This window comes from Vibrio sp. La 4.2.2 (assembly GCF_027586995.1).
GTDB lineage: Bacteria > Pseudomonadota > Gammaproteobacteria > Enterobacterales > Vibrionaceae > Vibrio > Vibrio mediterranei.
The window spans coordinates 229,293-255,137 of sequence record NZ_JAPPTJ010000006.1; the positions used below are offsets into that span (position 1 = coordinate 229,293).

Genomic DNA, 25,845 nt, shown 5'->3' on the forward strand with positions numbered 1-25,845 from the left:
TAATTTTATTCTTATATATTTGATTGCATCATCTGGACGATTTTCATCGCTTCGATGGTTTCTTCTGCATCGTGCACACGAATAATTTGCGCACCTTTAGCTGCGGCAAGCGTCGCGCAAGCTAAGCTCCCTGCAAGACAGTCTGCTGGTGCTTTATCAAGTAATTTAAAGATCATCGACTTTCTCGACATGCCCGCCAGTATTGGCAGACCAAACTGGTGAAATTTCTCCAGGTGAGCCAGAAGGTGATAATTATGCTCTAGCGTTTTACCAAAACCAAATCCAGGGTCAAGAATCAATTGATCTTTTTTGATTCCCACTTCCTCACAAGCCTTGATGCGCTGTTCTAGAAACTCAGCGACGTCTCCAAGTAAATCGTTATAAGTTGGATTCGTTTGCATTGTCCTAGGCTGACCTTGCATATGCATTAAGCAAATAGGAACGCCAGCATCAGCTGCAACTTGAAGCGCTCCGGGTTCTTGCAGTGCTCGAACGTCATTGATGATATCCGCACCCGCTTCAATTGCCTTTTGCATCACTTCAGCTTTACTGGTATCGATTGAGACCCAGACATCGTAGCGTTCACGAATCGCTTGGATAATCGGAATTACGCGTGATAATTCTTCCTCAAGTGTCACATCTGGCGCACCAGGACGTGTTGACTCGCCACCGATATCAATGATCGATACACCGGCTTGAATCATAGATTCAACCTGAGTCAAAGCTGCATCGATAGAATTGAATTTACCGCCATCAGAAAACGAATCAGGGGTAACATTGACGATACCCATGACATGTGGGCGATCCAAAGGGAGGAATTTATTGTTTGCTTTTAAAATCATAGTTGCCATAAACAAGAAAAGCCCCGAGCAAAACTCGGGGCTTATTTATTACTGCTTATTCTGAATCTTTCTTCGTAGTTTCAGAATCTACTTTTTCAGCCTTAGCATCGGAGTCAACCGCTGGTGCAGACTCTTCTACTTTAGGCTCAGCTTGTTGCGGTTTCGCTTCCGCTTTTGGCTCTGGAGCACTTTCCTGCTGAGATTTAGCTTGGTCACCCCAACCCGCTGGCTCACGAATGTCATCTTTACGTTCCATTAGGTCATCGATTTGACCCGCGTCGATGGTTTCGTACTTAACAAGCGCATCTTTCATCGAGTGCATGATGTCCATGTTCTCTTCAAGAATTCTCTTCGCACGGTCATAGTTGCGGTCTATGATCAAACGAACTTCTTCATCAATCAGTTTCGCTGTTTCACCAGATATATGTTTAGTCTGAGTTACACTGCGACCCAAGAATACTTCGCCTTCATCTTCTGCATACAGAAGAGGCCCAAGTTTCTCAGAGAAACCCCATTGAGTAACCATTTTACGAGCGATATCTGTTGCGCGTTCAATATCGTTTGATGCACCTGTAGATACCTTGTCTTTACCGTAAATAAGCTCTTCAGCAAGACGACCGCCGTATAGGCTTGAGATCATAGACTCTAGGTGTTGGCGAGACATACTCACACGATCTTGCTCTGGCAGATACATAGTCACACCCAGTGCTCGACCACGTGGAATGATGGAAACCTTATACACTGGATCGTGTTCAGGAACCAAACGACCAACGATCGCGTGACCCGCTTCGTGGTATGCCGTCGACTCTTTGGTTTCTTCCGAAAGTACCATAGAGCGGCGCTCTGCACCCATCATGATCTTATCTTTCGCTAATTCGAACTCGACCATAGATACATTGCGCTTGTTACCGCGCGCCGCAAATAGTGCCGCTTCGTTAACTAGGTTTGCAAGGTCTGCACCAGAGAAGCCCGGAGTACCACGTGCAATCAAAGATGGCTCTACGTCTGACGCTAGAGGTACTTTGCGCATATGAACTTTAAGAATCTGCTCACGACCACGTACATCTGGTAGACCAACCACAACTTGACGGTCAAAACGACCAGGGCGAAGTAGTGCTGGGTCAAGTACGTCAGGACGGTTAGTTGCTGCGATAACGATGATACCTTCGTTACCTTCAAAGCCATCCATTTCTACTAGCATTTGGTTCAATGTTTGTTCACGTTCATCGTGACCACCACCAACACCAGCGCCACGCTGACGACCTACCGCATCGATCTCATCGATGAAGATAATACAAGGTGCAGCTTTCTTCGCTTGCTCGAACATGTCACGTACACGAGATGCACCCACACCAACGAACATTTCAACGAAATCTGAACCAGAGATAGTGAAGAACGGTACTTTTGCTTCACCAGCAATAGCTTTAGCAAGCAACGTTTTACCAGTACCTGGAGGACCAACCATTAGAACACCAGTTGGGATCTTACCGCCCAATTTCTGGAATCGGCTTGGATCACGTAGGTAATCTACCAGCTCTTTTACGTCTTCTTTTGCTTCATCACAACCCGCAACATCAGCAAACGTGGTTTTGATCTGCTCTTCACTCATCATACGAGCTTTGCTCTTACCAAACGACATGGCACCTTTACCACCGCCGCCTTGCATTTGACGCATGAAGAAAATCCAAACACCAATAAGAAGAATCATTGGGAACCATGAGATAAAGATAGTGCCCAACAGGCTTTGTTCTTCTGGTGGTGTCCCTGAAACTTTTACGTTTTGGTTAATTAGGTCATCAAGTAGCTTTTGATCATAAACTGGCATGTAAGTCACAAAGCGACTGCCACCGCCACGGCGAGTAAAGGTTATCTCGCTGTCTTTAAATTGAGCTTCTTGAATCTGGCCATTGCCAACTTCCTGTACGAACGTGGTGTAATCTACCGCTCGACCGTTGCTTTCGCCTGGTCCAAAGCTTTGGAATACCGACATCAACACAACGGCGATGACTAACCACAAAATTAAATTCTTTGCCATGTCACTCAAGGTGTCAGCCTCTCGATAACTAATTGTAATTAAAGGTAGGGTACTACAGTTTTTCGGCTGTAGCTACATTGTTAATTTTGTCTTTGTAAACTAATGTTCAGCCTTTGAAACCATTAGCTACAATAAACACCTCACGAGAGCGAGCTCTAGATGAGTCTGGTTTGCGAATCTTCACTACTTTGAAGGCATCGCGCACCTGTTTGACGTACTCATCAAATCCTTCACCTTGGAACACTTTCACTACGAAACTGCCGCCTGGTGCCAAAGTTTGATGACACATATCTAATGCTAGTTCAACAAGATACATTGCTCTAGGCTGATCGACAGATAAGTTTCCTGCCATGTTAGGAGCCATATCAGACATTACTACGTCGACCATATCCGGTTGGATTCTTTCGAGTAGTGCATTTAGAACTGCTTCTTCTCGAAAGTCCCCTTGAAGAAAGCTTACACCTGATATTGGATCCATCGGCAATAAATCACAAGCAATTACCTGCCCTTCATCACCTAAAACCTTTGCGGCGTATTGAGACCAGCCACCGGGAGCAGCGCCTAAGTCAACCACTGTCATCCCAGGTTTCAGTAGCTTATCTTTATTTTGAATCTCTTCAATCTTAAAGATAGCACGAGAGCGGTAACCTTTTCTTCTGGCTTCATTCGCATATTTATCATCAAAATGCTCTTTCAACCAACGACCAGAACTGGCCGAATGTTTTTGCTTACTCATTCAAATTCCAACTCAATAAGGGCACGCCCTCAGAATAAAGTATAGTCTTCGTCATTAGATGGCGTTAAAATACGACTTTTCAACCCTAATAGTAAATAAATTTGGCCGCGTTATGAACCTAAGCACCAAACAAAAGCAGCACCTAAAAGGCCTAGCACACGCACTTAAACCTGTCGTGCTTCTAGGCGCAAATGGACTAACAGAGGCTGTTCTAGCGGAAGTAGAAATCGCTCTTGACCACCACGAACTGATTAAAGTGAAAGTAGCATCAGAAGACCGTGAAACTAAGCTACTGATTATCGACGCTATTGTGCGCGAAACTAAAGCTGAAAAAGTTCAGGTTATCGGTAAGACGCTTGTTCTTTACCGTCAGTCAGAGCAAAAGAAAATCGAACTGCCACGCAAATAATTTGCTCACCGTTTGATTTGATTGAAACATTTTGTTTCAAAGTGGAGAAGGTCGCAACAGCGGCCTTTTCATTTTTCTTACATCCTGAACTCGTATCTCATCTACAAAAAAAGCCGCCCTTGGCGACTTTTTCTCTGCGAAATCAGCTTAAATATAAGCAACTTTATCGATTTCAAAATCTTTTTGACCGCCTGGAGTCACGATAGTCACTTCATCGCCTTCCATTTTGCCAATCAGTCCACGTGCAATTGGGGAACTCACTGAAATACGGCCCGACTTAATATCAGCCTCGTCATCACCAACAATTTGGTAAGTCTGTTCAGCGTCAGTATCGATATCAATCAAAGTCACTGTAGAGCCGAAGATGATCTTGCCGGAGTTATCTAGCTTCGTCACATCAATAACTTGAGCTACAGAGAGTTTATATTCAATATCACGAATTTGAGCTTCACAAATGCCTTGCTCTTCACGCGCAGCATGGTACTCAGCATTTTCTTTTAGGTCACCTAGCTCCCGAGCTTCAGCGATAGCTTCAGAAATTTGTGGGCGAAGCTTAAGTAGACGATCTAAATCTTCACGTAGCTTTTGTTCGCCACGTACAGTCATTGGAACCTTTTCCATTTTAACAACCTCTTTTCCAAAGCAGACTTTGGACAATAAAACCCTACTCAGGCAAGCCTGAGTACAATTTAAAAAAATAACTGGATTAAGCCTAGTGTAATCAAAGTGCGTATACAAATCACTGAAATTCACACATTCGTTCATTGATGCTAGAAACAATCAGTCATCTTAAAATTCACAATTGCGACGACTATCTGTGTGTTTCGAAGTGAACACTGGCTCTATTCTGCCTTAAGTTCGAAAGCTTACTGGTCAGCAAGACAATATAGCTTAGGTCTCTTAGCATACGCAAGGTCAACTCAACTAAGTTGAGACTTATATTGTCAACAAATGCATATCGTATTTCACTGTCTATCTTGAGATAAAAACTTCATAGATTTCTTTGATAATTTATCACTTTATCTCGACTTAATAGGTTGTTAGCCTACATTAAAAATAAGCCCAACTTAACGAACCGACTTATGAAATCCAAATGCTTGCTCACTGCATTAATGATGCTACCTTTTTCTTCTTTCGCTACTGGTGTCGACGCGACTCAGTACTTACCAGATGGTAGCCGCAACGCATTACTTTTGGCGCCATTACATTCACCAACAGAAACGCTCATCTCACTAGATGCCGACCAGTTTTTTCCTCCCGCTAGCACGCTTAAAGTGGTCACTGCGCTCGCAGCAAAGCTGGCGCTACCCGATAATTTTCGTTTTGAAACAGTGTTATCACACTCTAAAAACACCTTAATTATTCGCTATACAGGCGATCCAACTTTTAGTCGCGAAGCACTAAGAACGATGCTAAAAGAAGCTAAATCAAGTGTCGGCAAGAACATCGATACGATATGGCTTGATGATACAGTGTTCAGTGGATACGAAAGAGCTGTAGGGTGGCCATGGGATATTCTTGGTGTCTGTTATAGTGCCCCATCTTCAGCGATCACCTTAGATGGCAACTGTGTCCAAGGTGCACTTTATACCAATAAAGATGGCACTACGCGGGTAAATGTTCCTGCTCATCAGCCTATTACTGTCTCTACTTCTGCCGTTAGTCTTTCTAAACAAGATCAAGAACAAGCTCACTGCGACCTCGAACTTCAATTTGATGGACAAAATCATTACTCAATTGATGGCTGTGTGGTCAATAGGAGCTCGCCCTTACCACTTAAATTTGCTGTCGCCTCACCCGATTTATTTACCTCAGAAGTCATCAAAACAGAGCTCAAGCGTTTAGGAATGAATCTTAAAGGTGAAATAAAGATGGGTAATCCTGAGATAGCGAATGAGCAGCCACTATTTATCCAACGCTCAAAACCTCTTCCTGAGTTATTGGCAGTGATGCTTCAGGACTCCAACAACCTCTATGCCGACAATATCACCAAAACACTCGGCGCTCGCTATTATGGGCAAGCGGGCTCATTTAATAACGGAACAGCGGCAATTAAAGAGATTTTGAAGACTAAAGCAGGTATCGACATTCAATCTGCCGTGCTTGAAGATGGCTCTGGGCTTTCACGCAATAATCGCCTTACTGCCAACCAAATGCAGCAAGTATTGCGCTACATCTATGATAATGACAGCACGTTAAAACTCATCAAGCTTATGCCCGTTTCCGGTAACAATGGTACATTGAAATATCGCTCTAGTATGAGAAAGGCTCCTATCAAAGGCGCGCTTATCGCCAAAAGTGGGTCGTTATTCGGAACTTACAATATGATGGGATATGGCCTTGATGATAAGGGGAAACCAGAGAGTCTATTTGTGCAGTTTGTCACCGACTATCACCCTCAAAAACCAAAAACTAAAACTCCCACTATTTCACCGTTAACGCAGTTTGAGCAGAGCTACTATCGTCAAGTAGTAGACTATAGCTACTCTTTGGGACGTTCAAAAAACAAAGCGCAGCCGTAGCTGCGCTTTACTTAAGTGACTCTTTAGACAGATTTAAGATAAACCTAAGAAGTGATTCACAACAGTGAAGTAAATCCACATCCCTGAAATATCAACAATCGAAGCCAGTACTGGGCTCACCAGTACTGCTGGGTCTAGTTTAAAGACTCGAGCAATAATAGGCAGCACACCACCTAGGGTCGTTGATACCGTTACCTGAATAAACAACGCTACTGCAATGGCCATGGCAATTAAATGAATGTCAAAGCCACCGGCTGAGTTCACATCACCGAAGACGAGAATTCGGCCAACCATAACTAAAGCAACCGCCGCAGCAAGACAGACTGCGACTCGGCTTTCTTTCCAAAGTACCTCTAGCCACTGACGCTTTCTTAGCTCTCCTGTTGCTAGAGCGCGGATCACCAATGTCGCCGCTTGAGTACCAGTGTTACCACCAGCTGCGGCTATTACAGGCATATAGACCGCTAGCAGTACTAGCTGGCTAAGCGTATCTTCGTACTGAGCTATAATAAGACCCGAGACAATCCCTAACAGTGCCAACGTAATGATCCAACCAATGCGTTGCTTTACGTGTTCCATAACACCTGTTGTCAGATAACCACCAGTGGTCTCTGCTTCAGAGTGAATCAGTCCCAGTTGGTGAGCAAAATGCCTGGCTCGTCTATCATGGCCTTGTAAGTCGAGTTGTTCGATTAAATATTGCACCTGCCCTAAAGCACAGTGTTGCAACACGCCAACGGCTTCGTCTATTGGCATCACGGTCAATAGGTTCAATTGCTGTGGTGTGTCGTATTTCAAAAATGCTTGAGTAGCTGCACTAATTTCTTCTTCTGAAAACAGTGGTGCATTCTCAATATAAGTATTGTTCATTACCGTCATGGCGAATCTCCCGATTAGCGTTGGTAACGACCATCAAACGTCAAAATAATAGCCTTACACGCGAATGTGCAGACGTCTTAACGAAATAGCAGAAAGGAGAAAAATAACGATAAGTTATTAAAAGGAAAGGAGCCCTACCTCGAAGGTAGGTACGAAGATCGTAATTACCGACGAGTTGTTACTTTTCTCCCTTGATACTAGGAGGATGGTCGGTATTGTTCATAGTTATCTCCGAAAAAACTATCGATTCGATAGCGGCGCTAGGATATCAAAATTCGTCAATGAGTAAAGGTGATTATCGTAGTTGAAACGATTTTTTACCTTTCGTAATCTTTACGCAATGCTTTAGAAAGCCGCCATGGTAATGTCAATAATTAATAAAAAAACGCCGCATTATGATGCGGCGTTTTTTTATTAATCAACCTGCTTGATTTGCAGCTCTCTAGGGACTTCAAAGAACATGTTTTCTTCTCTGCCTAATACTTCTTCAACATCATCAGCACCCAAGTCTTTAATTTTATCAATGATCTGATTCACGAGCTCTTCAGGAGCTGAAGCGCCCGCCGTTACGCCCACTAACCCCTTACTTTCAAACCAAGACGCCTCAATCAAGTCTGGAGTATCAGTGAGATAAGCCGGAGTCCCTAGCTTTTCCGCAAGTTCTTTAAGACGAGTCGAGTTCGATGAGTTTGTTGAACCAACAACAACCATCACATCCACGGCTTGTGCTAGCTCTCGGACTGCATCTTGACGGTTTTGTGTCGCGTAGCAAATATCATCTTTGCGAGGCCCTTGAATCTCAGGGAACACTTCACGCAACTTTTCAATCACATCGGCCGTTTCATCCACAGATAAGGTCGTTTGGCTTACATAATGAAGGTTGGTTGGATCGTTTACCTTAAGTGTAAGAACATCTTCTGGTCGCTCAACAAGGTACATGCCACCTGTCTCACTAGAGTATTGACCCATTGTGCCTTCCACTTCTGGATGACCAGCATGACCAATAAGAACAACTTCCATACTTTTACGACTGGCGCGCGCTACTTCCATATGAACTTTCGTTACCAGAGGACACGTCGCATCAAACACAGTGAGAGCACGTTGCTTAGCTTCTTTACGAACCGCTTGGGAGACGCCATGAGCAGAAAATATAACAATGTTATCGTCTGGCACTTCGCTGAGCTCTTCCACGAAAATCGCACCACGCTGTTTTAGACCTTCTACCACAAATCGGTTATGAACCACTTCATGACGAACATAAATTGGCGGCTGATACATTTCTAAAGCACGCTCCACAATACTGATTGCTCTGTCTACGCCGGCGCAAAAGCCTCGTGGGTTAGCTAATTTAATTTTCATTTCATTACTCATTGATCAACCGCTTCTACTTACTCTGCTTGCTATTCTACTTCGAGAATTTCCACTTCAAATGTCACGTCTTGTCCGGCCAACGGGTGATTAAAATCAACCGTTACAGAATCACCTGCAATATCGGTAATAATACCTGGAATTTCCATACCATCAGGACCAGAGAAGGCCATTATTGTACCGACTTCCACCTCAGAGTCACCCACAAACTTCGCTCTGTCCATATGATGAATATTGTCTGGATTCGGCATACCAAAAGCGTCTTCTGCTTTCAACTCGATAGCTTTGTTCTCGTTTACTGATAAACCGATCAGGCAACTTTCAAAGTTCTCACTTAAACTTCCATCACCAATAATAAATTTAGCGGGCTTGCCCATATTATGGGTGCTATCTGCGACTGAGCCATCCTTCAATTTAATGGTAAAATGTAGAGTGACCGCACTATCTTGGGAAATTTTACTCACGTTACTGCTTCCTTTGCTCTCAAAGAGTCTTAGTATTGCTCTTTGTTATTTGTCGTTTCGTTATCGCTATTGTTATATAAAAAAGCGCCGTGCATATCAACGCACAGCGCTTAAGGTTATTGGCAATTATTACTTAGCCTCTTTGTTGCGAAAGCTATCGATGATAATCATACCGGCACCGATACAGATAGCCATATCAGCTAAATTGAAAGCTGGCCAATGGTATGTTCCCCAGTAAAAGTCTAGGTAATCAACAACAAAACCATGTACAACACGGTCAAAAACATTACCAACCGCCCCGCCAATGATCATGGCATACGCAATATTGTTCCACTTTTCTTTCGCTGGGAGCTTGCTCATCCAATAGGTTAATAGCCCCGTAACAATAAACGCAATACCAGTGAACAGCCAACGTTGCCATCCCGCTTGTTCGCTTAGAAAGCTAAACGCAGCACCATAGTTGTGAACGTACAGTAAATTGAAAAATGGCAGGATTTCAATGCGATTTGCCCAGCCATATCCCATGTTGTCCATAACAACCAGCTTGATGCTAATGTCGGCAATAAAAATGACAATGGCTAACCAAAGCCAGCGCACACCCGATTGCTTAAAGGTAATTGTTGTTTCGCTCATTCCAATCCTTAAATTGTCATGCTTAAACAAGCATAAGAAAAGTACTAGCTAAAAATAGCCCCAGTAAAAACTGGGGCTGTCATATTAGTTAAAAGTTCCGTTGACTTACTGTCAATTAAGCAAACTTACGAACTTCACCTTCACCTGCGATGTTCGAAACACAGCGACCACAAATCTTCTCGTGACCTTCGATCGTGCCTACATCTGGAGTGTGGTGCCAACAACGGTCACATTTCTCGTTTTCCGTTGCCTTAACTTCAACAAACAGACCTTCAACTTCCGTCTCTTTCGCAGCGTCAGTTTTCTCTGATAGCGGCTTAACTGTTGCTGCTGAAGTAAGAAGCACAAAACGAAGCTCATCTTCAAGCTTGTTGATGGTTGCCGTCAGCGTATCGTCTGCATATAGAGTGACTTCTGCTTGCAGTGCACCACCGATGATCTTTTCTGCACGTGCAGATTCAAGTTGCTTGTTCACCGCGTTACGAACTGACTGGATTTCAGTCCAGAATTCGTTGCTTAGCTCTTCGCCTTCAGCAAGGCCAAATAGGCCATCGAACCACTCACCTGCAAACACAAACTTGTCACGTTGACCCGGCATTTCATTCCAGATTTCGTCTGCTGTGAACGACATGATTGGCGCCATCCAACGAACCAGTGCTTCTACGATGTAGTAAAGAGCAGTTTGACAGCTACGCTGTGCGTGACCACCAAGTTTCGCTGTATATTGACGGTCTTTGATCACATCAAGATAGAAAGAGCCCATTTCGATAGAGCAGAACTGCATTAAACGCTGTGTTACGGCGTGTGTGTTGTACTCACCGTAAGCTTTTACAATCTCTTCTTGTGCAGCTAGCGCACGACCAACCGCCCAACGGTCAAGCGCTACCATTTCATCAGCAGGAACAAGATCCGTTTCTGGGTTGAAGCCATTTAGGTTCGCTAGGAAGAAACGGGCTGTGTTACGAATACGACGATAAGCATCAGCGGAACGCTTAAGGATTTCATCAGAAACCGCCACTTCACCAGTGTAGTCTGTTGAAGCTACCCACAGACGAAGGATATCCGCACCCAGTTTGTTGGTAACATCTTTTGGAGCTACAACGTTGCCGATAGATTTCGACATCTTACGGCCGTGACCATCAACCACAAAGCCATGAGTCAGCACTTGCTTGTATGGTGCTTCGTCTTTCATCGCAATAGACGTAATTAGCGACGATTGGAACCAGCCACGGTGTTGGTCAGAACCTTCTAGATATAGGTCAGCACTATTGCCGTTATATTCTTCACGTGCATCCACAACAGAGTAGTGTGTCACACCTGAGTCGAACCATACGTCTAGGGTATCAAGCACTTTCTCGTAGTTGTCGGCTTCATCACCTAATAGTTCAGCAGGCTCAACATCCCACCAAGCTTGAATGCCTTTTTGTTCAACAAGCTGAGCTACTTTTTCGATAAGCTCTAGCGAATTCGGATGAAGCTCAGCAGTTTCTTTGTGAACAAACAAAGCAATTGGCACACCCCATGTACGCTGACGAGAGATACACCACTCAGGGCGACCTTCAATCATACCTTCGATACGGCTTTGGCCCCACTCAGGCATCCACTCAACACCTTTAATTGACTCTAGTGCTTTAGCACGAAGGCCAGCTTGGTCCATTGATACGAACCATTGTGGTGTTGCTCGGAAGATGATTGGCGTTTTATGACGCCAGCAGTGTGGGTAGCTGTGCTCGTAAGCATGGTGATGCAGTAGCGCACCTTTTTCTTTAAGTACTTTTACCACAGCGTCGTTAGCTTTAAATACATGCTGACCAGCAAATAGCTCAGTGTCAGGTAGATAAACACCGTTAGAACCTACAGGGTTCGCAACTTCTAGACCATATTTTTGGCCTACTGCAAAGTCTTCTTGGCCGTGGCCAGGTGCTGTATGCACCACACCAGTACCAGAATCGGTAGTTACGTGATCACCAAGAATAGCTGGTACTGTAAAGTCATAGAATGGGTGGTTGAACTGAGATAACTCAAGATCTGCACCTTTCGCAAAACCTAGATTATGGAAGTGCTCGATACCAGCACGATCCATCACATCTTTTGCTAACTCAGACGCAACGATAATACGCTCTGGGTTGTCGCCTTCTGTTTGAATCAATACGTACTCTAAGTCATCACGTAGACAGACTGCTCGGTTTGCTGGCAGAGTCCAAGGTGTTGTTGTCCAGATGATGATTGAAATATCACCTTGACCTTCATGACCTTCATTCAATGAGAATTTAGAGATAAGCGCGCTTTCATCAGCCGCTTTAAAACGTACATCAATAGAAGGAGAAACTTTATCTTTATATTCTACTTCTGCTTCTGCTAGTGCGCTGCCACAATCTGTACACCAGTGAACAGGCTTGAAGCCTTTCAATAGGTGACCTTTATCAGCAATTTTGCCAAGCGCACGAATAATGTTCGCTTCAGTATCAAAGTCCATTGTGCGATAAGGCTTATCCCACTCACCAAGAATACCTAGACGTTTGAAGCTCTCTTTTTGACCTTCAACTTGGCCTTCCGCATAAGTGCGACATTTTTCGCGGAATTCAGCAGCCGTTACCTTCTGACCTGGTTTGCCTACTTTCTTTTCTACCATTAATTCAATTGGTAGACCGTGGCAATCCCAACCAGGAATATAAGGGGCGTCAAAACCTGAAAGTGTTTTGGATTTAATAATAATGTCTTTAAGAATCTTATTTAGTGCGTGACCAATGTGAATGTCACCGTTCGCGTATGGAGGTCCATCGTGCAGCACGAAGGATTTTTTGCCTTTCTTAGCTTTACGGATCTCACCGTAAAGATCTTCTTTATACCAACGCTTAAGCATTTCTGGCTCACGATTTGCCAGATTGCCGCGCATAGGAAACCCTGTTTCAGGTAGGTTCAGGGTATCTTTATACTCACTCATCGATTCTTAATTCCGTTGTATTGGGCGAAAGTTAGACATTATGTTAGCGGTGGAATCTTCCGCTAACCCTTAAACTGACGTAGCCACACCCTTGCTACATCAGCATCCAATTCTATTTGCTGCTTAAGCAGCTCAAGTGACTCGAACTTTTTCTCATCACGAATTTTATGCAATAAAGCGACTTCAATTTGCTTGCCATAAAGGTTGCCTTCAAAGTCGAAAATATGCACTTCTAAATCTGGGGTAGTCCCTGCTACGGTTGGCTTTTTACCAACATTAGCAATGCCAGGTAACGGTTGACTATCAACCCCATACACCTGCACAGCGTATACACCACGAACAGGTGACACATAGCGTTTCAAAGAAATGTTAGCAGTTGGAAAACCAAAATCACGCGCCAATTTTTGACCGTGAGCCACTCTCCCAGACAGCGTATAATGACGCCCTAACATTTCTGCACTCTCATCAAGATGATCACTAGCTAGTGCTTGGCGAATCGCCGTACTGCTCACACGTGTGTCTTCTACACAGAAACTAGCGGTATTCACCACCTCAAAGCCGAACTCTTCACCGGCTTTTTTGAGCATATCGAAGTTGCCTTCTCGCCCTTTGCCAAAGCGAAAATCATCACCGATAACAAGGAACTTAACACCCAATTTATTCACCAACAAGTCTTTGATAAAAGACTCCGGTGACATGCTGGCAAAGCGACGGTTAAAGTTAACGCACAACAAACGATCCAAGTGCATTGCTTCAAGCAATTCAAACTTATCACGAAGACGAGTCAGTCTAGCCGGCGCTTTATCCTTAGCAAACAATTCCATCGGTTGCGGTTCAAAAGTCATTACTACAGCAGGCAAACCCAAAAGCAATGCTTTCTTCTTCACCTGATCGAGTACACGTTGGTGCCCCAAATGCACACCATCGAAGTTTCCGATGGTTAACACACAGCCATGGTGCTGATTTTTTAGGTTATGTATGCCTCGAATGAGTTCCATGAAACGACTAAACCACCTGCTTAATGAAATAATACTAGTGTGAAACCGACGGATTATAACCAATCATTGTTAATCTGTCGCTGCTTTTAGATCTCGAGCTCGAACTCCAAGAACAAATAGACTAACTAGATAACTCACAGCACCCATCAAAATCAATCCGATCAAGGTATACACACGCTCTGTTAAGCCCCAAGTCAGCCATTGCTGCATATCTTGTAACTGCCAACGAAGCACTAGCACCATAACCACGGCCGCCACCACTAAACGTGCCACAAAGCCGATAGTCTGACGGCTAATCTGGTAAACACGTTGTAGGTGTAGCCCTCGGTATAACAACGCCATATTGATAAATGCCGACAACGCGGTTGCCATCGCTAGTCCAACATATCCATAGAAGTAAGCAAAAATAGCATTGAAGACCATATTAGACACCATGGCTACAATGCCATACTTCACTGGTGTTTTGGTATCCTGACGCGAGTAGTAACCCGGAGCCAGCACCTTAATCAACATAAAGTTAAGCAGGCCAGATGCGTAAGCTAACAATGACAATGAGGCTTGATGAACGTCGTGAGGAGTAAACTCACCACGCATAAACAGGACCATCAACATCGGCTTGGCTAACACCATCAGTCCTAACATGGCTGGAAGACCTAACAGGATAACCATTCGAACTCCCCAATCCATCGTGCTAGCGAATCCTTCACTATGCGCATCTACATGTTTGCGTGACAGCGCAGGAAGAATAACCGTCGCGATAGCGATTCCAAACAAGCCCAAAGGGAACTCAAGTAGTCTATCGGAATAGTAAAGCCAGCTGATCGACCCCGTGGCAAGAAAACTAGCAATAAAGGTGTCAAAAAGCAGGTTAATCTGGCTAACCGACACACCAAATAATGCTGGAATCATCAAAGTTCTGATTTTCACTACGCCAGGATCGCGCCAGCCCCACTTAGGTTTTACCAATACGCCCTCTTTTATTAAGAAAGGCAATTGAAAGGCAAACTGGACAAAACCACCTAAAAATACGCCAATGGCTAAGCCAATTTCCGGCTGGGCAAGGTTTGGAGAAATAAACCACGCACAGAGGATAATCATGACGTTTAGAAAAACAGGGGTAAAAGAAGAAACAGCAAACTTACCTAAGGTATTGAGAATAGCCCCAGATAACGCCACAAAGGTGATGAACCATAAGTAAGGAAAGGTAATCTTAAGCATCAAACTGGCAAGCTCAAACTTAGGCGCAGCAGGCCCATCATTTAGCCAATCTAAGAACCAACCGAAACCAAATAGTGCCGTGACAACACTTGACCCTATAACACCTAATAGCGTCACTATTGTCACAATGACGCCTAAGGTACCTGACGCTTTCGCTATTAAATCACGAGTTTTATCTTTATCTCCTGATGCGTGATACTCCGTTAACACCGGAACAAATGCTTGGGAAAAAGCCCCCTCAGCAAACAGACGACGTAGAAAATTAGGAATCTTATTAGCAAAGAAGAAAACATCTGCGCTTGCACCTGCCCCCATAAGGTTGGCAACTACAACGTCTCGAACGAGTCCCAATACACGAGACACCAGCGTCATGGCACTAACAATCATGCCTGACTTAAGAAGGCGTTTACTCACAATAACCTCTGAATTACCTAGCCAATGCCTGCTATTTATCGGATTCAATAGCGTTTGTTATTGAAGAGAGGATTAGTATTAGCATTGGTCGAAAAATACTGTTAGAATCCCCGCCATCTTAACCGCGATAGCCCACAGATATCAAAAGTTGTTTTGTATCGTCGGGTTTTTGCACAAATCATTTGACAATTAAGCGCAAATGAGGGATATTCCTCGCCCTTAAATTGTCACCGAACTAAGTTTTTGGGAGTTAGACCCTTGGCAAACAGTAAATCTGCTAAGAAGCGCGCTATCCAAGCTGAGAAACGTCGTCAGCACAACGCTAGCCGTCGCTCTATGATGCGCACTTACATGAAGAAAACAATCGCAGCTATCGCAGCTGGCGATAAAGAAGCAGCAACTTCAGCATTTGCAGAAGTTACTCCAATCCTTGACCGCATGGCGACTAAAGGCCTTATTCATAAGAATAAAGCAGCTCGTCACAAGGCACGCTTCTCTGCTGCAATCAAAGCTCTATAATTTAGACTTTGTATTGTGTTAAAAAAACCGGCTAATGCCGGTTTTTTTGTATCTGTAAATCACACTATTCTGAGCTGCAATAAAGGCCGTGTAATAGTTCAATCAACTGACGAACTTCTTTACTACTTAATGTGTAGTAGACCGTTTGCGCTTCTTTTCTCGTCGACACTAAGCCATCTCGACGCAGCCAGGCCAAATGCTGTGACAATGCTGACTGACTGAGTTCTAATCGAGTACACAATTCCCCTACTGATAACTCTGTATTGTGGAGCATGCACAGAATTTGCAGGCGTCTCTCATTAGCCATCGCCTTAAGGAGAACTACCGCTTGTGATGCGTTTTTTTCCATCTCCTGCAAGTTCATACTTTACCTCTATGTTTTATCCGTCTTTATTTACTTCTTTATCACTTAGACACTAACCATCTTTCTCGTAATAAATCCATAAATCTCATCACATTTTACATGGATAAAAATGTTGTTAGTAGCGCTTTGTTTAAAATAGTGTATTTCTCTTTACTAATTTGTTACCTAACACGAATCTTAAAACGCTAACAAATCGGTGAAATCTGCCTCACAAACGCTCTTTACCGCCGGATGTTGAATCATTCGCTCAGCAAAAATAACGTAATATTCTTCTTTCAGATCTTCAATATCGCCGATCAGTTGAAGGTGGCGTTTGTCTCTCATCTCTGACATGTAAATACTTGGAGCAAGAAAAATGACATCCTCTTTATACATTGAGAAGGCTTTCATCAATGCGACATCATCAAATTCACCAAGAATATTCGGTTGAATACCCTGTTGATCAAACCACTGCAGTACTTTACGTCCCATCGAGGTACGACTACCGGGTATCAGCAAACGTCTTTGTTCAAGAATCTCAGGGAAACTCACATTATCGATATAGCCCGACGTAAAGAAACTCATGCGGCTTTCACCTAACTTCTTACTAAACAAACCAGGACTTTGACTTGAATCCACAGGACAGTCCGATAGGATCATATCCAATTTATGCTGAGCCAATTGTTCCAGCAACATTTCGTGAGTGGATTCAAAACAGCGTAGATGAATACTGTTGTCTGGCGGGATAGTGGTCATCAATATTTTACTGACCAGACGTTTAGAAAGAGCATCGGCCACACCAACATCGAACAGTACATTCGAACGCTGGCTATAGTTTACGATATCCAACATTTCATAGCTTAAACCAAACATGCGGTCAGCATACTTATATACCAACTGCCCTAACTCAGTTGGCTCAACGCTACGTCCATTTCGCTTAGTGAGCTTACCGTCCATTCTCTCTTCTAATGCTTTAATCTGCCCTGTTACTGTTTGAGGCGTTAAAAATAACGCATCGGCAGCTTTCGTAACTGAACCCTGTTTGCAGACCATCCAGAAATAATAGAGGTGATTATAGTTAAGGTGTGACATGCGATATCGCCTAAAATGAGTGTGTTTCATTTATAGCAAAATCTTCCTCAAGCGACAATATTCGATAAAACTTACGTTACAATTAAAATTCGATAATTTTTCCGAAGATTACATTGTCACATTAGCCACCTCACTGTCATATAAGCATCATAATACTCGCTCTAAATCGAATTTATTCATTGATGATGGCAAATTAATCTCTTTTTCTCCAAAAGAAAACAGCACTTAAAAATCAATAATTTACACAAACAAAAAATACCAACAAATACAAAAACCAAGCAAACATCGCAGTTAATTAACACAGAAATAGAAACGTCATATTTCTGTAATATTTGAGATCTAATATCGCCTCAGATTCAACAACAGGCCAACTTACGAATTACACGGCCAAATGGAGAAAACTATGATGAACCAAGCAACAACAGCTGCGACTCCAATGTCGAATACGACGCGTTGGTTACGCTGGGCTAACTTGGCGTTCATGCTTTATTTATTGCTACTTGCTGTTTCAATGGTGGGTAGTGGCTTTAAAATGGCAACAGGTGAACATGCAAAAGTACTATTTGAATTTGCCTCACACCCTGTAGCTGGGTTAATGATTGGTCTAGTTGCTACTGCACTAATTCAGTCTTCTAGTACCGTCACTTCGATTATTGTTGGTTTGGTTGCTGGTGGTTTACCTGTAACGACAGCCATCCCTATGATCATGGGTGCAAACATTGGTACTACGGTTACCAATACACTAGTAAGTTTGGGTCACGTTCGTTGTAACACTGAGTTTAAGCGTGCCTTTGCAAGTGCAACGATCCATGACTTCTTTAACCTGCTAGCCGTTGCTATCTTCCTTCCATTGGAGATGATGTTTGGCATTCTAGACAAAATCTCTAGCTGGCTTGTATCACCAATGCTAGCAACAGGTGACATGAGCATGAAAGGCCTGAACTTCATCAAGCCAATCACCAAGCCTGTAGTAAGTGCGATTCAGGAGCCATTGAGCTCATTTGGCAGCGTAACAGGTGGCGTACTACTGATTGTTCTTGGTATTGCAACTATCTTCGTGGCGATTACTGTTATGGGTAAGCTAATGAAGAGCTTGATGGTTGGCCGTGCACGTGAAATTTTGAAAAACGCTATTGGTCGTGGTCCGCTACATGGTATCGCATCAGGCTCTATCGTTACGATTCTTGTGCAATCTTCATCAACAACGACCAGCTTAATGGTGCCTCTCGTTGGCTCAGGTGCGCTGAAAGTTCGTGATGTTTACCCATTTACACTAGGTGCTAATATCGGTACGTGTATCACTGGCTTATTAGCAGCGACAGCAGTTTCTGGAGAATACGCAGTATTCGCATTGCAAATCGCGCTGGTGCACCTGGTATTCAATATCATGGCAACCGTCTTTATCTTCGGTATTCCATTCTTGAGAGAACTGCCAGTGAAAGGTGCAGACTATATCTCGGACATGGCTATCAAGAACAAAGCAGTCGTCGCTGGTTACCTCGCTTCTATCTTTGTTGTTATTCCAGGCACTATTCTAGCGCTAACAGCATAGACACTAAGCAGCCAGACGCTAAGCTCTACTAAAAAGGCCCAGCTACATGTAGCTGGGCCTTTTACTATCTAGAAATCACCGTAGTCATAATCAAAGTCATCATAGTGCTCGATCAAATCGGCGTCGTCGATATCATCCCAGTAATAATAGCTGTCGTAATAGTAGTTATAATATGGGTCACCAACATAATAAGTTTTAATGCGTTTATCTTCAGTCCAAAGATAGTAGTTTGAGGCTTTTAATACCGGAACCTTAAGCTCCTGTTGCCCAACCGTAATTGAAGTCATGCCTTCTATAACACCAACAAATGTCATTGATTTACCTTGAGTAAACACCTCAGGGTCTAAGAACCTATCGACATTGACGACAAATCGTTGACTGTCCTGTTGAGTATCATCAGGACGACCTTTTGAGTCCAATGCAAATTGACTAATTTGTAGCTCACTGGTGTTAGGGGTTAAATTGGTCAAATTTGCAATCACTCCACCCCATCTAGCTGGCTGGCCGACATACAGTGTCGCCTCTTTTACCGCTTGATTAAACTCAATCAATAACTTCTCATCAGCAACTTTGATTTCGTTGGGCGCACCGCTGCATCCTATTAATATAAGACTCAACGCTATCCCTAGTAATCGCATGTTCCGTCTCCACAGGTTCTTTTAGCTCAAGTATGAGTGACTTATTTACTATCTCGCAAGTACCTTATAACTCCTTCTCTGGATTTATTAACGATACTATCAGTGAGAAAAATCCGTTCCCTTCTGTTAATTACTCTCAACAATAAACACACTCTAAACTAACCAAGGTTTGACGAGATGTTACTTATAATAACCAATTCAATCACTTAGGCTAATAGGCAAACTCATCAATCGAGAAATAAACCATGAAACTCAAGTTCTTTGCCCTAGCTCTAATCTTATCTTCACCGAGTTATGCCTATTACTGTGACCAAACCGCTGAAGGCGCTATTGATGGTGCGGTCGACGGGGCGATTACTGGCGCAGTCGTTGGCGGTATTGTAGATGGTGGTTCCGGCGCTGCTGCTGGAGCAGCTATTGGTGGCGGTGCTGGCGCAGTGGCGGGAACCATCGACGGTGCATACGATGAAGGAGCCTGTGAAGTGGCGACGGATGTCGTTGTAGAAGAAGAGATTATTGAAGAAGAAATCGTTGAAGAAGAAATTATCGAGGATGCCTATTACGACTAAGCATTACCATTGACAGCATAACGTATGGGACAGAGTAACATTCCCCTTGTTACTCCCCTTTTGATAGCCCCGTCGATAGACTGGCCTAAATGTAGTCAACAAAAAGGTCAGTCATGCAGAAAATTGCCTTAGTCACCGGTGCTTATCAGGGTATCGGCTTAGCCACCTCTGAGTTATTAATGGAACAAGGCTTTCATGTCATCATGGCCGACATTCAATCCTGCTCAGCATTAGTTAATGATTTTCGCCAGAAAGGCTATACCGCCTCCCATCTTAAATTGGACCTTGCCATGTCATCGGTCTTTCCTGCGGTTGCTAATAAGATAGAAGAGCAGTTTGGTCGTCTTGATGTACTCGTTAATAATGCAGCTATCTTAGTCGATCTTGGTAGACATCCTTCTCTTATAGATGAGGATACCTACCGCCGAGTGATTGAGGTCAACCAGATTGGCCCTTTCTTACTGACTCGTGCTCTAACACCACTCCTCAAAAAGTCTTCTCAAGCCAGAATAGTCAATGTCTCCAGTCAAGCAGGTCAACTTGCTCAACTTTCTGACATGGCCTCGCCGATTAAAGACGATGTATGCGCAGCCTATCAATCCTCGAAGATTGGCGTAAATGCCAACACAGTATTGTTTGCAAAAGAGCTAGAGCCATTTGGAATTAAAGTAAATTCTTACTGTCCTGGATGGGTTGATTCAGGAATGAATTTGGATGAGCTGCCTGATTATGGTGAACATATTCGATTAAAGTCCCCTAAAGAAGGTGCAGATACAGCCATTTGGTTAGCAACGCTAGATGCCGATGGACCAACAGCGGGATTCTTTAGTGAAAGAGAGAAAATTAACTGGTAGCTCTCGTTAAAAATAAGGCCGAGCAATACTCGGCCTTATTCTCAGACAGAAAATGGATAGCGAATAGGCTCGTGGCACTCGTAACCTTCTACTTCAAAGTCATCAAGCGTCACCCAGGTTTCTAAATCTTCAAGCGTCTTAATCTTTGGGTTGATACGGAACGTCGGAGCAGCCAGTGGTTCACGTTTTAGCTGAACATCTCGCATCAACTCCAGTTGATCTTCATAAATATGCGCATTAACGATCTTATGAAATGCTTGTCCCGGTTTTTTACCGGTAATCTGAGCCATAATCGCTAAGAACACATAGACTTGAACCATATTGAAGTTTAAACCAAGGGGTACGTCACATGAACGTTGCGTACTGTTCAAATACAGCGTATCACCTAATAACGAAAAGTGATGACTGTACATGCATGGGCGCAAGCACCCCATATGAAACTCGCCTGGGTTGTAGAAGTTTAAGATCTCACCACGATCATCGATCCCTTTGCTTAAGTCATCCACAATCTTACGAAGTTGATCTATATGACCACCATCTGGCTTAGCCCATGCACGGCCCTGCACACCATAGACACGGCCCATATCATCTTCACCTTTACGGTAAGGATTGTTCAGCCACGCTTCATTTAAGTTCGCGTTAGCATCCCATGTTTTGGTTCCTAACTTGCGAAAGTCTTCCGCGTTATCGTAGCCACGAATATATCCCAATAGCTCAGCTACGGCTGCTTTCCAGAAGCTCTTTCTTGTAGTAACTAGAGGAAATGCGTTGTTGGCGACATCATAGGTCAGATCTGCGTTGATTACGGTTAAACAACGTTTACCCGTACGCTCATTTTCAATCCAAACGCCTTCGTTAACGATTCGCTGACATAAGTCTAAATACTGCTTCACGACAATTCCTATTACTTTGATACTTTTTGTAGTTTCGGTCCGTTGACTTTGTATGCCCATGCAATCATTAGTGCACCAAGGATAATCATTGGTGAAGACAAGATTTGGCCCATAGAAATAAAGCCACCAAACAGTCCTAATTGTGCATCAGGTTCACGTACGAACTCGACCAAGAATCTAAATGTACCATAACCCAGAAGGAATAAACCTGACACAGCCCCTTCTGGACGAGGTTTCTTGATAAACCAATTCAAAATTAGGAACAGTACAACACCCTCTAAGGCAAATTCGTACAGTTGAGACGGGTGACGTGGAAAAGGTCCACCATTAGGGAAGATGATCGCCCATGGCACATCAGTCACTCGTCCCCAAAGCTCACTGTTCATAAAGTTACCTAGACGCCCCATACCTAGACCAAAAGGAACAAGAGGCGCGATGAAGTCTGCGACATTAAAAAACGTGCGTCCGTTCTTTCTGCCATACCAGAACATAGCGGTAATAACGCCTAACAAGCCACCATGGAACGACATACCACCGGTCCATACTTTGAACAAGTAGAGCGGGTCACGTAGCAGTTCATCAAAACCATAAAATAGGACGTATCCTATGCGGCCACCTAGCACCACCCCTAAGAAACCTGCAAACAACAGATCTGATACTTGCTCGCGCGTCCATCCTGAGTTTGGCTTGTCGGCTCTACGATTAGCTAACCACATCGCGAATGCAAAGCCGACAAGATACATCAAGCCGTACCAACGAATAGAAATGGGACCTAATTCAACAAGAACTGGGTCGATATTAGGAAACTGGATATATCCCTGAGACATAAAACGCTCACTTATCAGGTTTGAGTATTGAGATTAAAACATCATTGAAAATGCAACGAATAATAAGAAGACTGCAAAAATCTTCTTTAGTTTCGGTGTTGGCATAGTTGTCGCCAATTTTGCACCAAATTTCGTTGTTAACATTGAGGTAGCAGCAATGGACAGTAAAGCCGGCAAGTAGACATAGCCGATACTGTATTCCGGTAGCCCTTGTACTTTAGCGCCATGCATAATAAAGCCAATCATACCTGCGATCGCGATCACGCAACCACATACTGACGAAGAGCCTACCGCTTTTCTCATCTCAACGCCATGTTTACTAAGAAAAGGAACCGACATTGATCCCCCACCAATCCCCGCTAAGCTCGATACCATACCGATTCCCGCGCCACAACATGTTGTGATAAAAGGACTAGGGAGATTACGCGTCACTTGCGATTTGATAGACAAAAACATCTGAATTGCTAGAAGCAGTACAATGACAGCAAACACCTTCGGTAGATAGTGAGAAGGAATCCACTCTGCGACATTGGAGCCCGCAAATCCGCCAATCACCACGCCGGGCATAAGCCATTTAATAACAAACAAATCAACGTTACCCAGTTTAAGATGGTTAACTGCCGAAGAGCCTGATGTAATAATGATAGAGGCTAAGGAAGTCGCCAGTGCAATATGCATAACCATATCACTCGCGATGCCAAATTTAGGTAGGATGAAAGCCAGCGCTGGGACAACAATAAGTCCCCCACCAATGCCGAGCAACCCGGACATAGTGCCGACTACTGCGCCAAGACACAGTAGTAATAAGATCAGTTCGTAGTTCACATGTATTCCAAAAGGGTTGGTTTAAGACTTACCGGCACGGATGAAGCCAGCTAGTCCTTTATCCTCAAAGTAATCACGCATTTGATTATAAATGGTTTCACCATACGGTTGCATCAATGCTTTGTCAGCAAGTAATTTAAGCTCCTGCTGTGAGGTTTGTCTGAGTAAGTACTTCACTTTCGCGACGTTCGACGTGTTCATACTTAAAGTATCGTAACCAAGCCCCACCAGCAGCAATGCACCAATAGGGTCACCCGCCAGCTCACCACAAATGCAAACAGGAAGATGATACGACTGACAAGTTTCAAAAATATGTTTCATTGCCGCCAATACGGAAGGATGCAGGGTTTCGTAAATATCGGCCACCTGAGCGTTGTTGCGGTCAACAGCCAATAAATATTGCGTTAAGTCGTTCGTTCCAACCGATACAAAATCCACCTTCTGTGCCATAAATGGTAAGAGATACAGCATAGAAGGTACTTCGATCATAACGCCAATTTCCGGGCGTTTTACCTTCGGATGTTCTGCGGATACTTCTTGATAAGCTTGCTCAATAAGCGCCGTCGCTCCGTCAAGTTCTTGTACCGACGACACCATAGGCAAAAGAATGCTTAAGTTATCTAATCCCTCGCTCGCACGAAGCATAGCGCGCAACTGAATCAAGAAAATATCAGGATGATCGAGAGTAAAGCGGATACCGCGCCAACCTAAGAAAGGATTGTCTTCATCAATAGGCAGATAAGGCAAAGGCTTGTCGCCGCCGATATCAAGCGTACGCATCACAACACGCTTCGTCGGATAAGCACCGAGCACCGAACGATACTGATGCACCTGTTCTTCTTCCGAAGGGAACTGCTGCTGAAGCAAGAAGGAAATTTCGGTTCGATATAACCCCACACCATCGACATTCTTATTCAAAGAAATACTAGTATCAGCGCTAAGGCCAGCATTCAGCATAATTTGGATGCGTTTACCATCATTTGTACTTGCTTCAAGATCAACGGTTTGTTCAACCATTCGAGACAACTCAGTCTCTTCTGTCACTAACTCTTGGTATTCAAGTAGTAATTCATTACTAGGATCAGGGAAAATCTCACCGCTATACCCATCCACAATACCAACCTTGCCACTTAGGAGCTCAGGGTTAGTGTTCACTCCCATAACGGCAGGAATTCCCATCGCCCGGGATAAGATAGCCGCATGAGAGTTCGCCGCCCCCTCAAGAGACACCACAGCTAGTAGCTGTTCCTTGGGTACTGAAGCGAGAATGGACGCAGTAAGTTCACGCACAACAAGAATAACAGGCTCGTTGAATTCATGAATAGGCTGCTCAGTATTGTGCAAGAAAAACAGCAAACGTTGGCCAAGTTCTTTGACATCTTGAGCACGCTCGCGCATGTATACATCAGACATCTTGGCAAAACGGTTCGCATAACTTTCTACTACTTGGCGCAAAGCCCAGTCTGCTCGATCGCCTTTTTGTATCTGCGCTTTTAAATCATTGCGCAGCATAGGATCATTTAGTAAGTGAGTGAACAGATCAAATATTGCTAGTGCATCTTTATTTAATTCAAGATCCAACTTCTTACGCATGCGCTTAAAGTCAGCCAATGCATTTTCGATGGCGACCGATAACGTTTCGTGTTCACGCGCAATATCCAACGCGGAAGCTGGAAATACATTGCTTAAGTCAGGTTGAGTGTTGTCCCACCAGATTGGGCCAATAGCTACTCCCGATGATGCCCCAATCCCTTTAATCACCGCCGTTTTATTATCGTCAAAGAAGCCATGCCCTTGCGCAGTTGCATGTGCTATCAAAACCGCTATCTGAGCTGCGAGTGTGACTAAGAAAGACTCTTCCATCTCGCTAAACTGACGCGACGTTTTTTGCTGGATAACCAAAACGCCAAGGACCTGTTTACGATGAATAATCGGTGTACCGAGGAAAGAATGGTAGATATCTTCACCAAGTTCTGGGAAGAATTTAAATGCGGGATGTTTGGCAGCTTCTGCCAAGTTAATCGGTTCGGCAGTTCGTTTTACGAGGCCGACTAGACCTTCGTTAAAATCGATATGGATAGTGTCGCCCTTGAAGGTCAGGCCCTGTGTAGCCATTAACTCCAAACGCTGTTTATCGTTATTTGCCAAATAAATTGTGCAGCATTCAGTATGCATAGCTGCACAAGTTTGTTGAACAAGAATTTCGAGGGCGGCGTGCACATCTTCAACCTTTGAAACGTGCTCAACTATATCCCTTAGTTGCGATAGCAT

24 protein-coding genes are annotated in these 25,845 nt (G+C 43.8%); 6 read left to right on the top strand and 18 right to left on the bottom strand.

Annotated features, from left to right (window positions below; genetic code table 11):
- Positions 1-11: 11 nt before the first annotated feature.
- The 3 genes from folP to rlmE form a co-directional block, all read right to left on the bottom strand.
- On the bottom strand, positions 12-842 hold the full coding sequence (gene folP / locus OH456_RS15640) for a dihydropteroate synthase (RefSeq protein WP_270033901.1): 831 nt from the start codon (positions 840-842) through the stop codon (positions 12-14).
- A 55-nt stretch (positions 843-897) separates the two neighbouring features.
- On the bottom strand, positions 898-2,877 hold the full coding sequence (ftsH, locus tag OH456_RS15645) for an ATP-dependent zinc metalloprotease FtsH (protein WP_124940659.1): 1,980 nt from the start codon (positions 2,875-2,877) through the stop codon (positions 898-900).
- Between the two features lie 106 nt (positions 2,878-2,983).
- Positions 2,984-3,613: a 23S rRNA (uridine(2552)-2'-O)-methyltransferase RlmE gene (gene rlmE / locus OH456_RS15650; protein WP_038225504.1), complete on the bottom strand. Its 630-nt coding sequence runs from the start codon at positions 3,611-3,613 to the stop codon at positions 2,984-2,986.
- A gap of 112 nt (positions 3,614-3,725) precedes the next feature.
- Here rlmE and yhbY point away from each other — a divergent pair, with 112 nt between their 5' ends.
- The gene (gene yhbY / locus OH456_RS15655; RefSeq protein WP_038225582.1) at positions 3,726-4,022 is read left to right on the top strand and encodes a ribosome assembly RNA-binding protein YhbY; all 297 of its coding nucleotides are present in this window, start codon (positions 3,726-3,728) and stop codon (positions 4,020-4,022) included.
- Between the two features lie 147 nt (positions 4,023-4,169).
- Here the strand turns inward: yhbY and greA are convergent, their stop codons facing one another.
- Positions 4,170-4,643, bottom strand: coding sequence for a transcription elongation factor GreA (gene greA, locus OH456_RS15660; protein ID WP_006075365.1), 474 nt, complete (start codon positions 4,641-4,643; stop codon positions 4,170-4,172).
- Between the two features lie 461 nt (positions 4,644-5,104).
- On the opposite strand from greA, the gene dacB reads away from it, so the two are divergent.
- Positions 5,105-6,544 carry a serine-type D-Ala-D-Ala carboxypeptidase gene (gene dacB, locus OH456_RS15665; RefSeq protein ID WP_270033819.1) on the top strand — a complete coding sequence of 480 codons (1,440 nt, stop codon included), beginning with the start codon at positions 5,105-5,107 and terminating at the stop codon, positions 6,542-6,544.
- Between the two features lie 33 nt (positions 6,545-6,577).
- Here the strand turns inward: dacB and OH456_RS15670 are convergent, their stop codons facing one another.
- The 7 genes from OH456_RS15670 to murJ all read right to left on the bottom strand — a co-directional run bounded on the left by OH456_RS15670 (position 6,578) and on the right by murJ (position 15,462).
- A complete protein-coding gene (locus OH456_RS15670; protein WP_006075367.1) occupies positions 6,578-7,423 on the bottom strand; it encodes a magnesium transporter in 846 nt (281 codons plus the stop codon).
- A 414-nt stretch (positions 7,424-7,837) separates the two neighbouring features.
- On the bottom strand, positions 7,838-8,794 hold the full coding sequence (gene ispH, locus OH456_RS15675; protein ID WP_081836341.1) for a 4-hydroxy-3-methylbut-2-enyl diphosphate reductase: 957 nt from the start codon (positions 8,792-8,794) through the stop codon (positions 7,838-7,840).
- A 29-nt stretch (positions 8,795-8,823) separates the two neighbouring features.
- Entirely contained in the window at positions 8,824-9,255 is a 432-nt protein-coding gene (fkpB, locus tag OH456_RS15680) for an FKBP-type peptidyl-prolyl cis-trans isomerase (RefSeq protein ID WP_038225509.1), read from the bottom strand.
- 129 nt (positions 9,256-9,384) lie between these two features.
- Complete coding sequence (gene lspA / locus OH456_RS15685; RefSeq protein ID WP_031493672.1) at positions 9,385-9,888, bottom strand: signal peptidase II; 504 nt, start codon at positions 9,886-9,888, stop codon at positions 9,385-9,387.
- A 115-nt stretch (positions 9,889-10,003) separates the two neighbouring features.
- Positions 10,004-12,832, bottom strand: coding sequence for an isoleucine--tRNA ligase (gene ileS, locus OH456_RS15690; RefSeq protein ID WP_270033821.1), 2,829 nt, complete (start codon positions 12,830-12,832; stop codon positions 10,004-10,006).
- 62 nt (positions 12,833-12,894) lie between these two features.
- Positions 12,895-13,830, bottom strand: a complete 936-nt coding sequence (ribF, locus tag OH456_RS15695; protein WP_270033822.1) for a bifunctional riboflavin kinase/FAD synthetase — start codon at positions 13,828-13,830, stop codon at positions 12,895-12,897.
- Between the two features lie 69 nt (positions 13,831-13,899).
- A complete protein-coding gene (murJ, locus tag OH456_RS15700) occupies positions 13,900-15,462 on the bottom strand; it encodes a murein biosynthesis integral membrane protein MurJ (RefSeq protein ID WP_333482764.1) in 1,563 nt (520 codons plus the stop codon).
- A 258-nt stretch (positions 15,463-15,720) separates the two neighbouring features.
- Between murJ and rpsT the strand changes: the two genes are divergently transcribed.
- The gene (gene rpsT, locus OH456_RS15705; RefSeq protein ID WP_031493675.1) at positions 15,721-15,981 is read left to right on the top strand and encodes a 30S ribosomal protein S20; all 261 of its coding nucleotides are present in this window, start codon (positions 15,721-15,723) and stop codon (positions 15,979-15,981) included.
- A gap of 64 nt (positions 15,982-16,045) precedes the next feature.
- Here the strand turns inward: rpsT and OH456_RS15710 are convergent, their stop codons facing one another.
- Both OH456_RS15710 and nhaR read right to left on the bottom strand, forming a co-directional pair.
- Complete coding sequence (locus OH456_RS15710) at positions 16,046-16,345, bottom strand: ArsR/SmtB family transcription factor (protein ID WP_006075375.1); 300 nt, start codon at positions 16,343-16,345, stop codon at positions 16,046-16,048.
- Between the two features lie 177 nt (positions 16,346-16,522).
- Complete coding sequence (gene nhaR / locus OH456_RS15715) at positions 16,523-17,416, bottom strand: transcriptional activator NhaR (protein ID WP_006075376.1); 894 nt, start codon at positions 17,414-17,416, stop codon at positions 16,523-16,525.
- 406 nt (positions 17,417-17,822) lie between these two features.
- Here nhaR and OH456_RS15720 point away from each other — a divergent pair, with 406 nt between their 5' ends.
- Entirely contained in the window at positions 17,823-18,968 is a 1,146-nt protein-coding gene (locus OH456_RS15720) for a Na/Pi symporter (protein WP_031493676.1), read from the top strand.
- A gap of 68 nt (positions 18,969-19,036) precedes the next feature.
- Here OH456_RS15720 and OH456_RS15725 read toward each other — a convergent pair whose 3' ends face one another.
- On the bottom strand, positions 19,037-19,606 hold the full coding sequence (locus OH456_RS15725; protein WP_270033824.1) for a Slp family lipoprotein: 570 nt from the start codon (positions 19,604-19,606) through the stop codon (positions 19,037-19,039).
- 245 nt (positions 19,607-19,851) lie between these two features.
- Between OH456_RS15725 and OH456_RS15730 the strand changes: the two genes are divergently transcribed.
- Both OH456_RS15730 and OH456_RS15735 read left to right on the top strand, forming a co-directional pair.
- Positions 19,852-20,175 carry a hypothetical protein gene (locus OH456_RS15730; protein WP_006075637.1) on the top strand — a complete coding sequence of 108 codons (324 nt, stop codon included), beginning with the start codon at positions 19,852-19,854 and terminating at the stop codon, positions 20,173-20,175.
- A gap of 113 nt (positions 20,176-20,288) precedes the next feature.
- Positions 20,289-21,029, top strand: a complete 741-nt coding sequence (locus tag OH456_RS15735; protein ID WP_006075638.1) for an SDR family NAD(P)-dependent oxidoreductase — start codon at positions 20,289-20,291, stop codon at positions 21,027-21,029.
- A 41-nt stretch (positions 21,030-21,070) separates the two neighbouring features.
- On the opposite strand, the gene OH456_RS15740 is transcribed toward OH456_RS15735, so the two are convergent.
- The 4 genes from OH456_RS15740 to ptsP are packed head-to-tail and all read right to left on the bottom strand — an operon-like array spanning position 21,071 to position 25,845.
- Positions 21,071-21,922, bottom strand: a complete 852-nt coding sequence (locus tag OH456_RS15740) for a thymidylate synthase (protein ID WP_270033826.1) — start codon at positions 21,920-21,922, stop codon at positions 21,071-21,073.
- An 11-nt stretch (positions 21,923-21,933) separates the two neighbouring features.
- Entirely contained in the window at positions 21,934-22,749 is an 816-nt protein-coding gene (gene lgt / locus OH456_RS15745) for a prolipoprotein diacylglyceryl transferase (protein WP_006075640.1), read from the bottom strand.
- Between the two features lie 33 nt (positions 22,750-22,782).
- Positions 22,783-23,574 (bottom strand): sulfite exporter TauE/SafE family protein, encoded by a 792-nt coding sequence (locus tag OH456_RS15750; RefSeq protein ID WP_006075641.1) that lies wholly within the window; start codon positions 23,572-23,574, stop codon positions 22,783-22,785.
- Positions 23,575-23,595: 21 nt separating this feature from the next.
- Positions 23,596-25,845, bottom strand: a complete 2,250-nt coding sequence (gene ptsP / locus OH456_RS15755) for a phosphoenolpyruvate--protein phosphotransferase (RefSeq protein ID WP_124940656.1) — start codon at positions 25,843-25,845, stop codon at positions 23,596-23,598.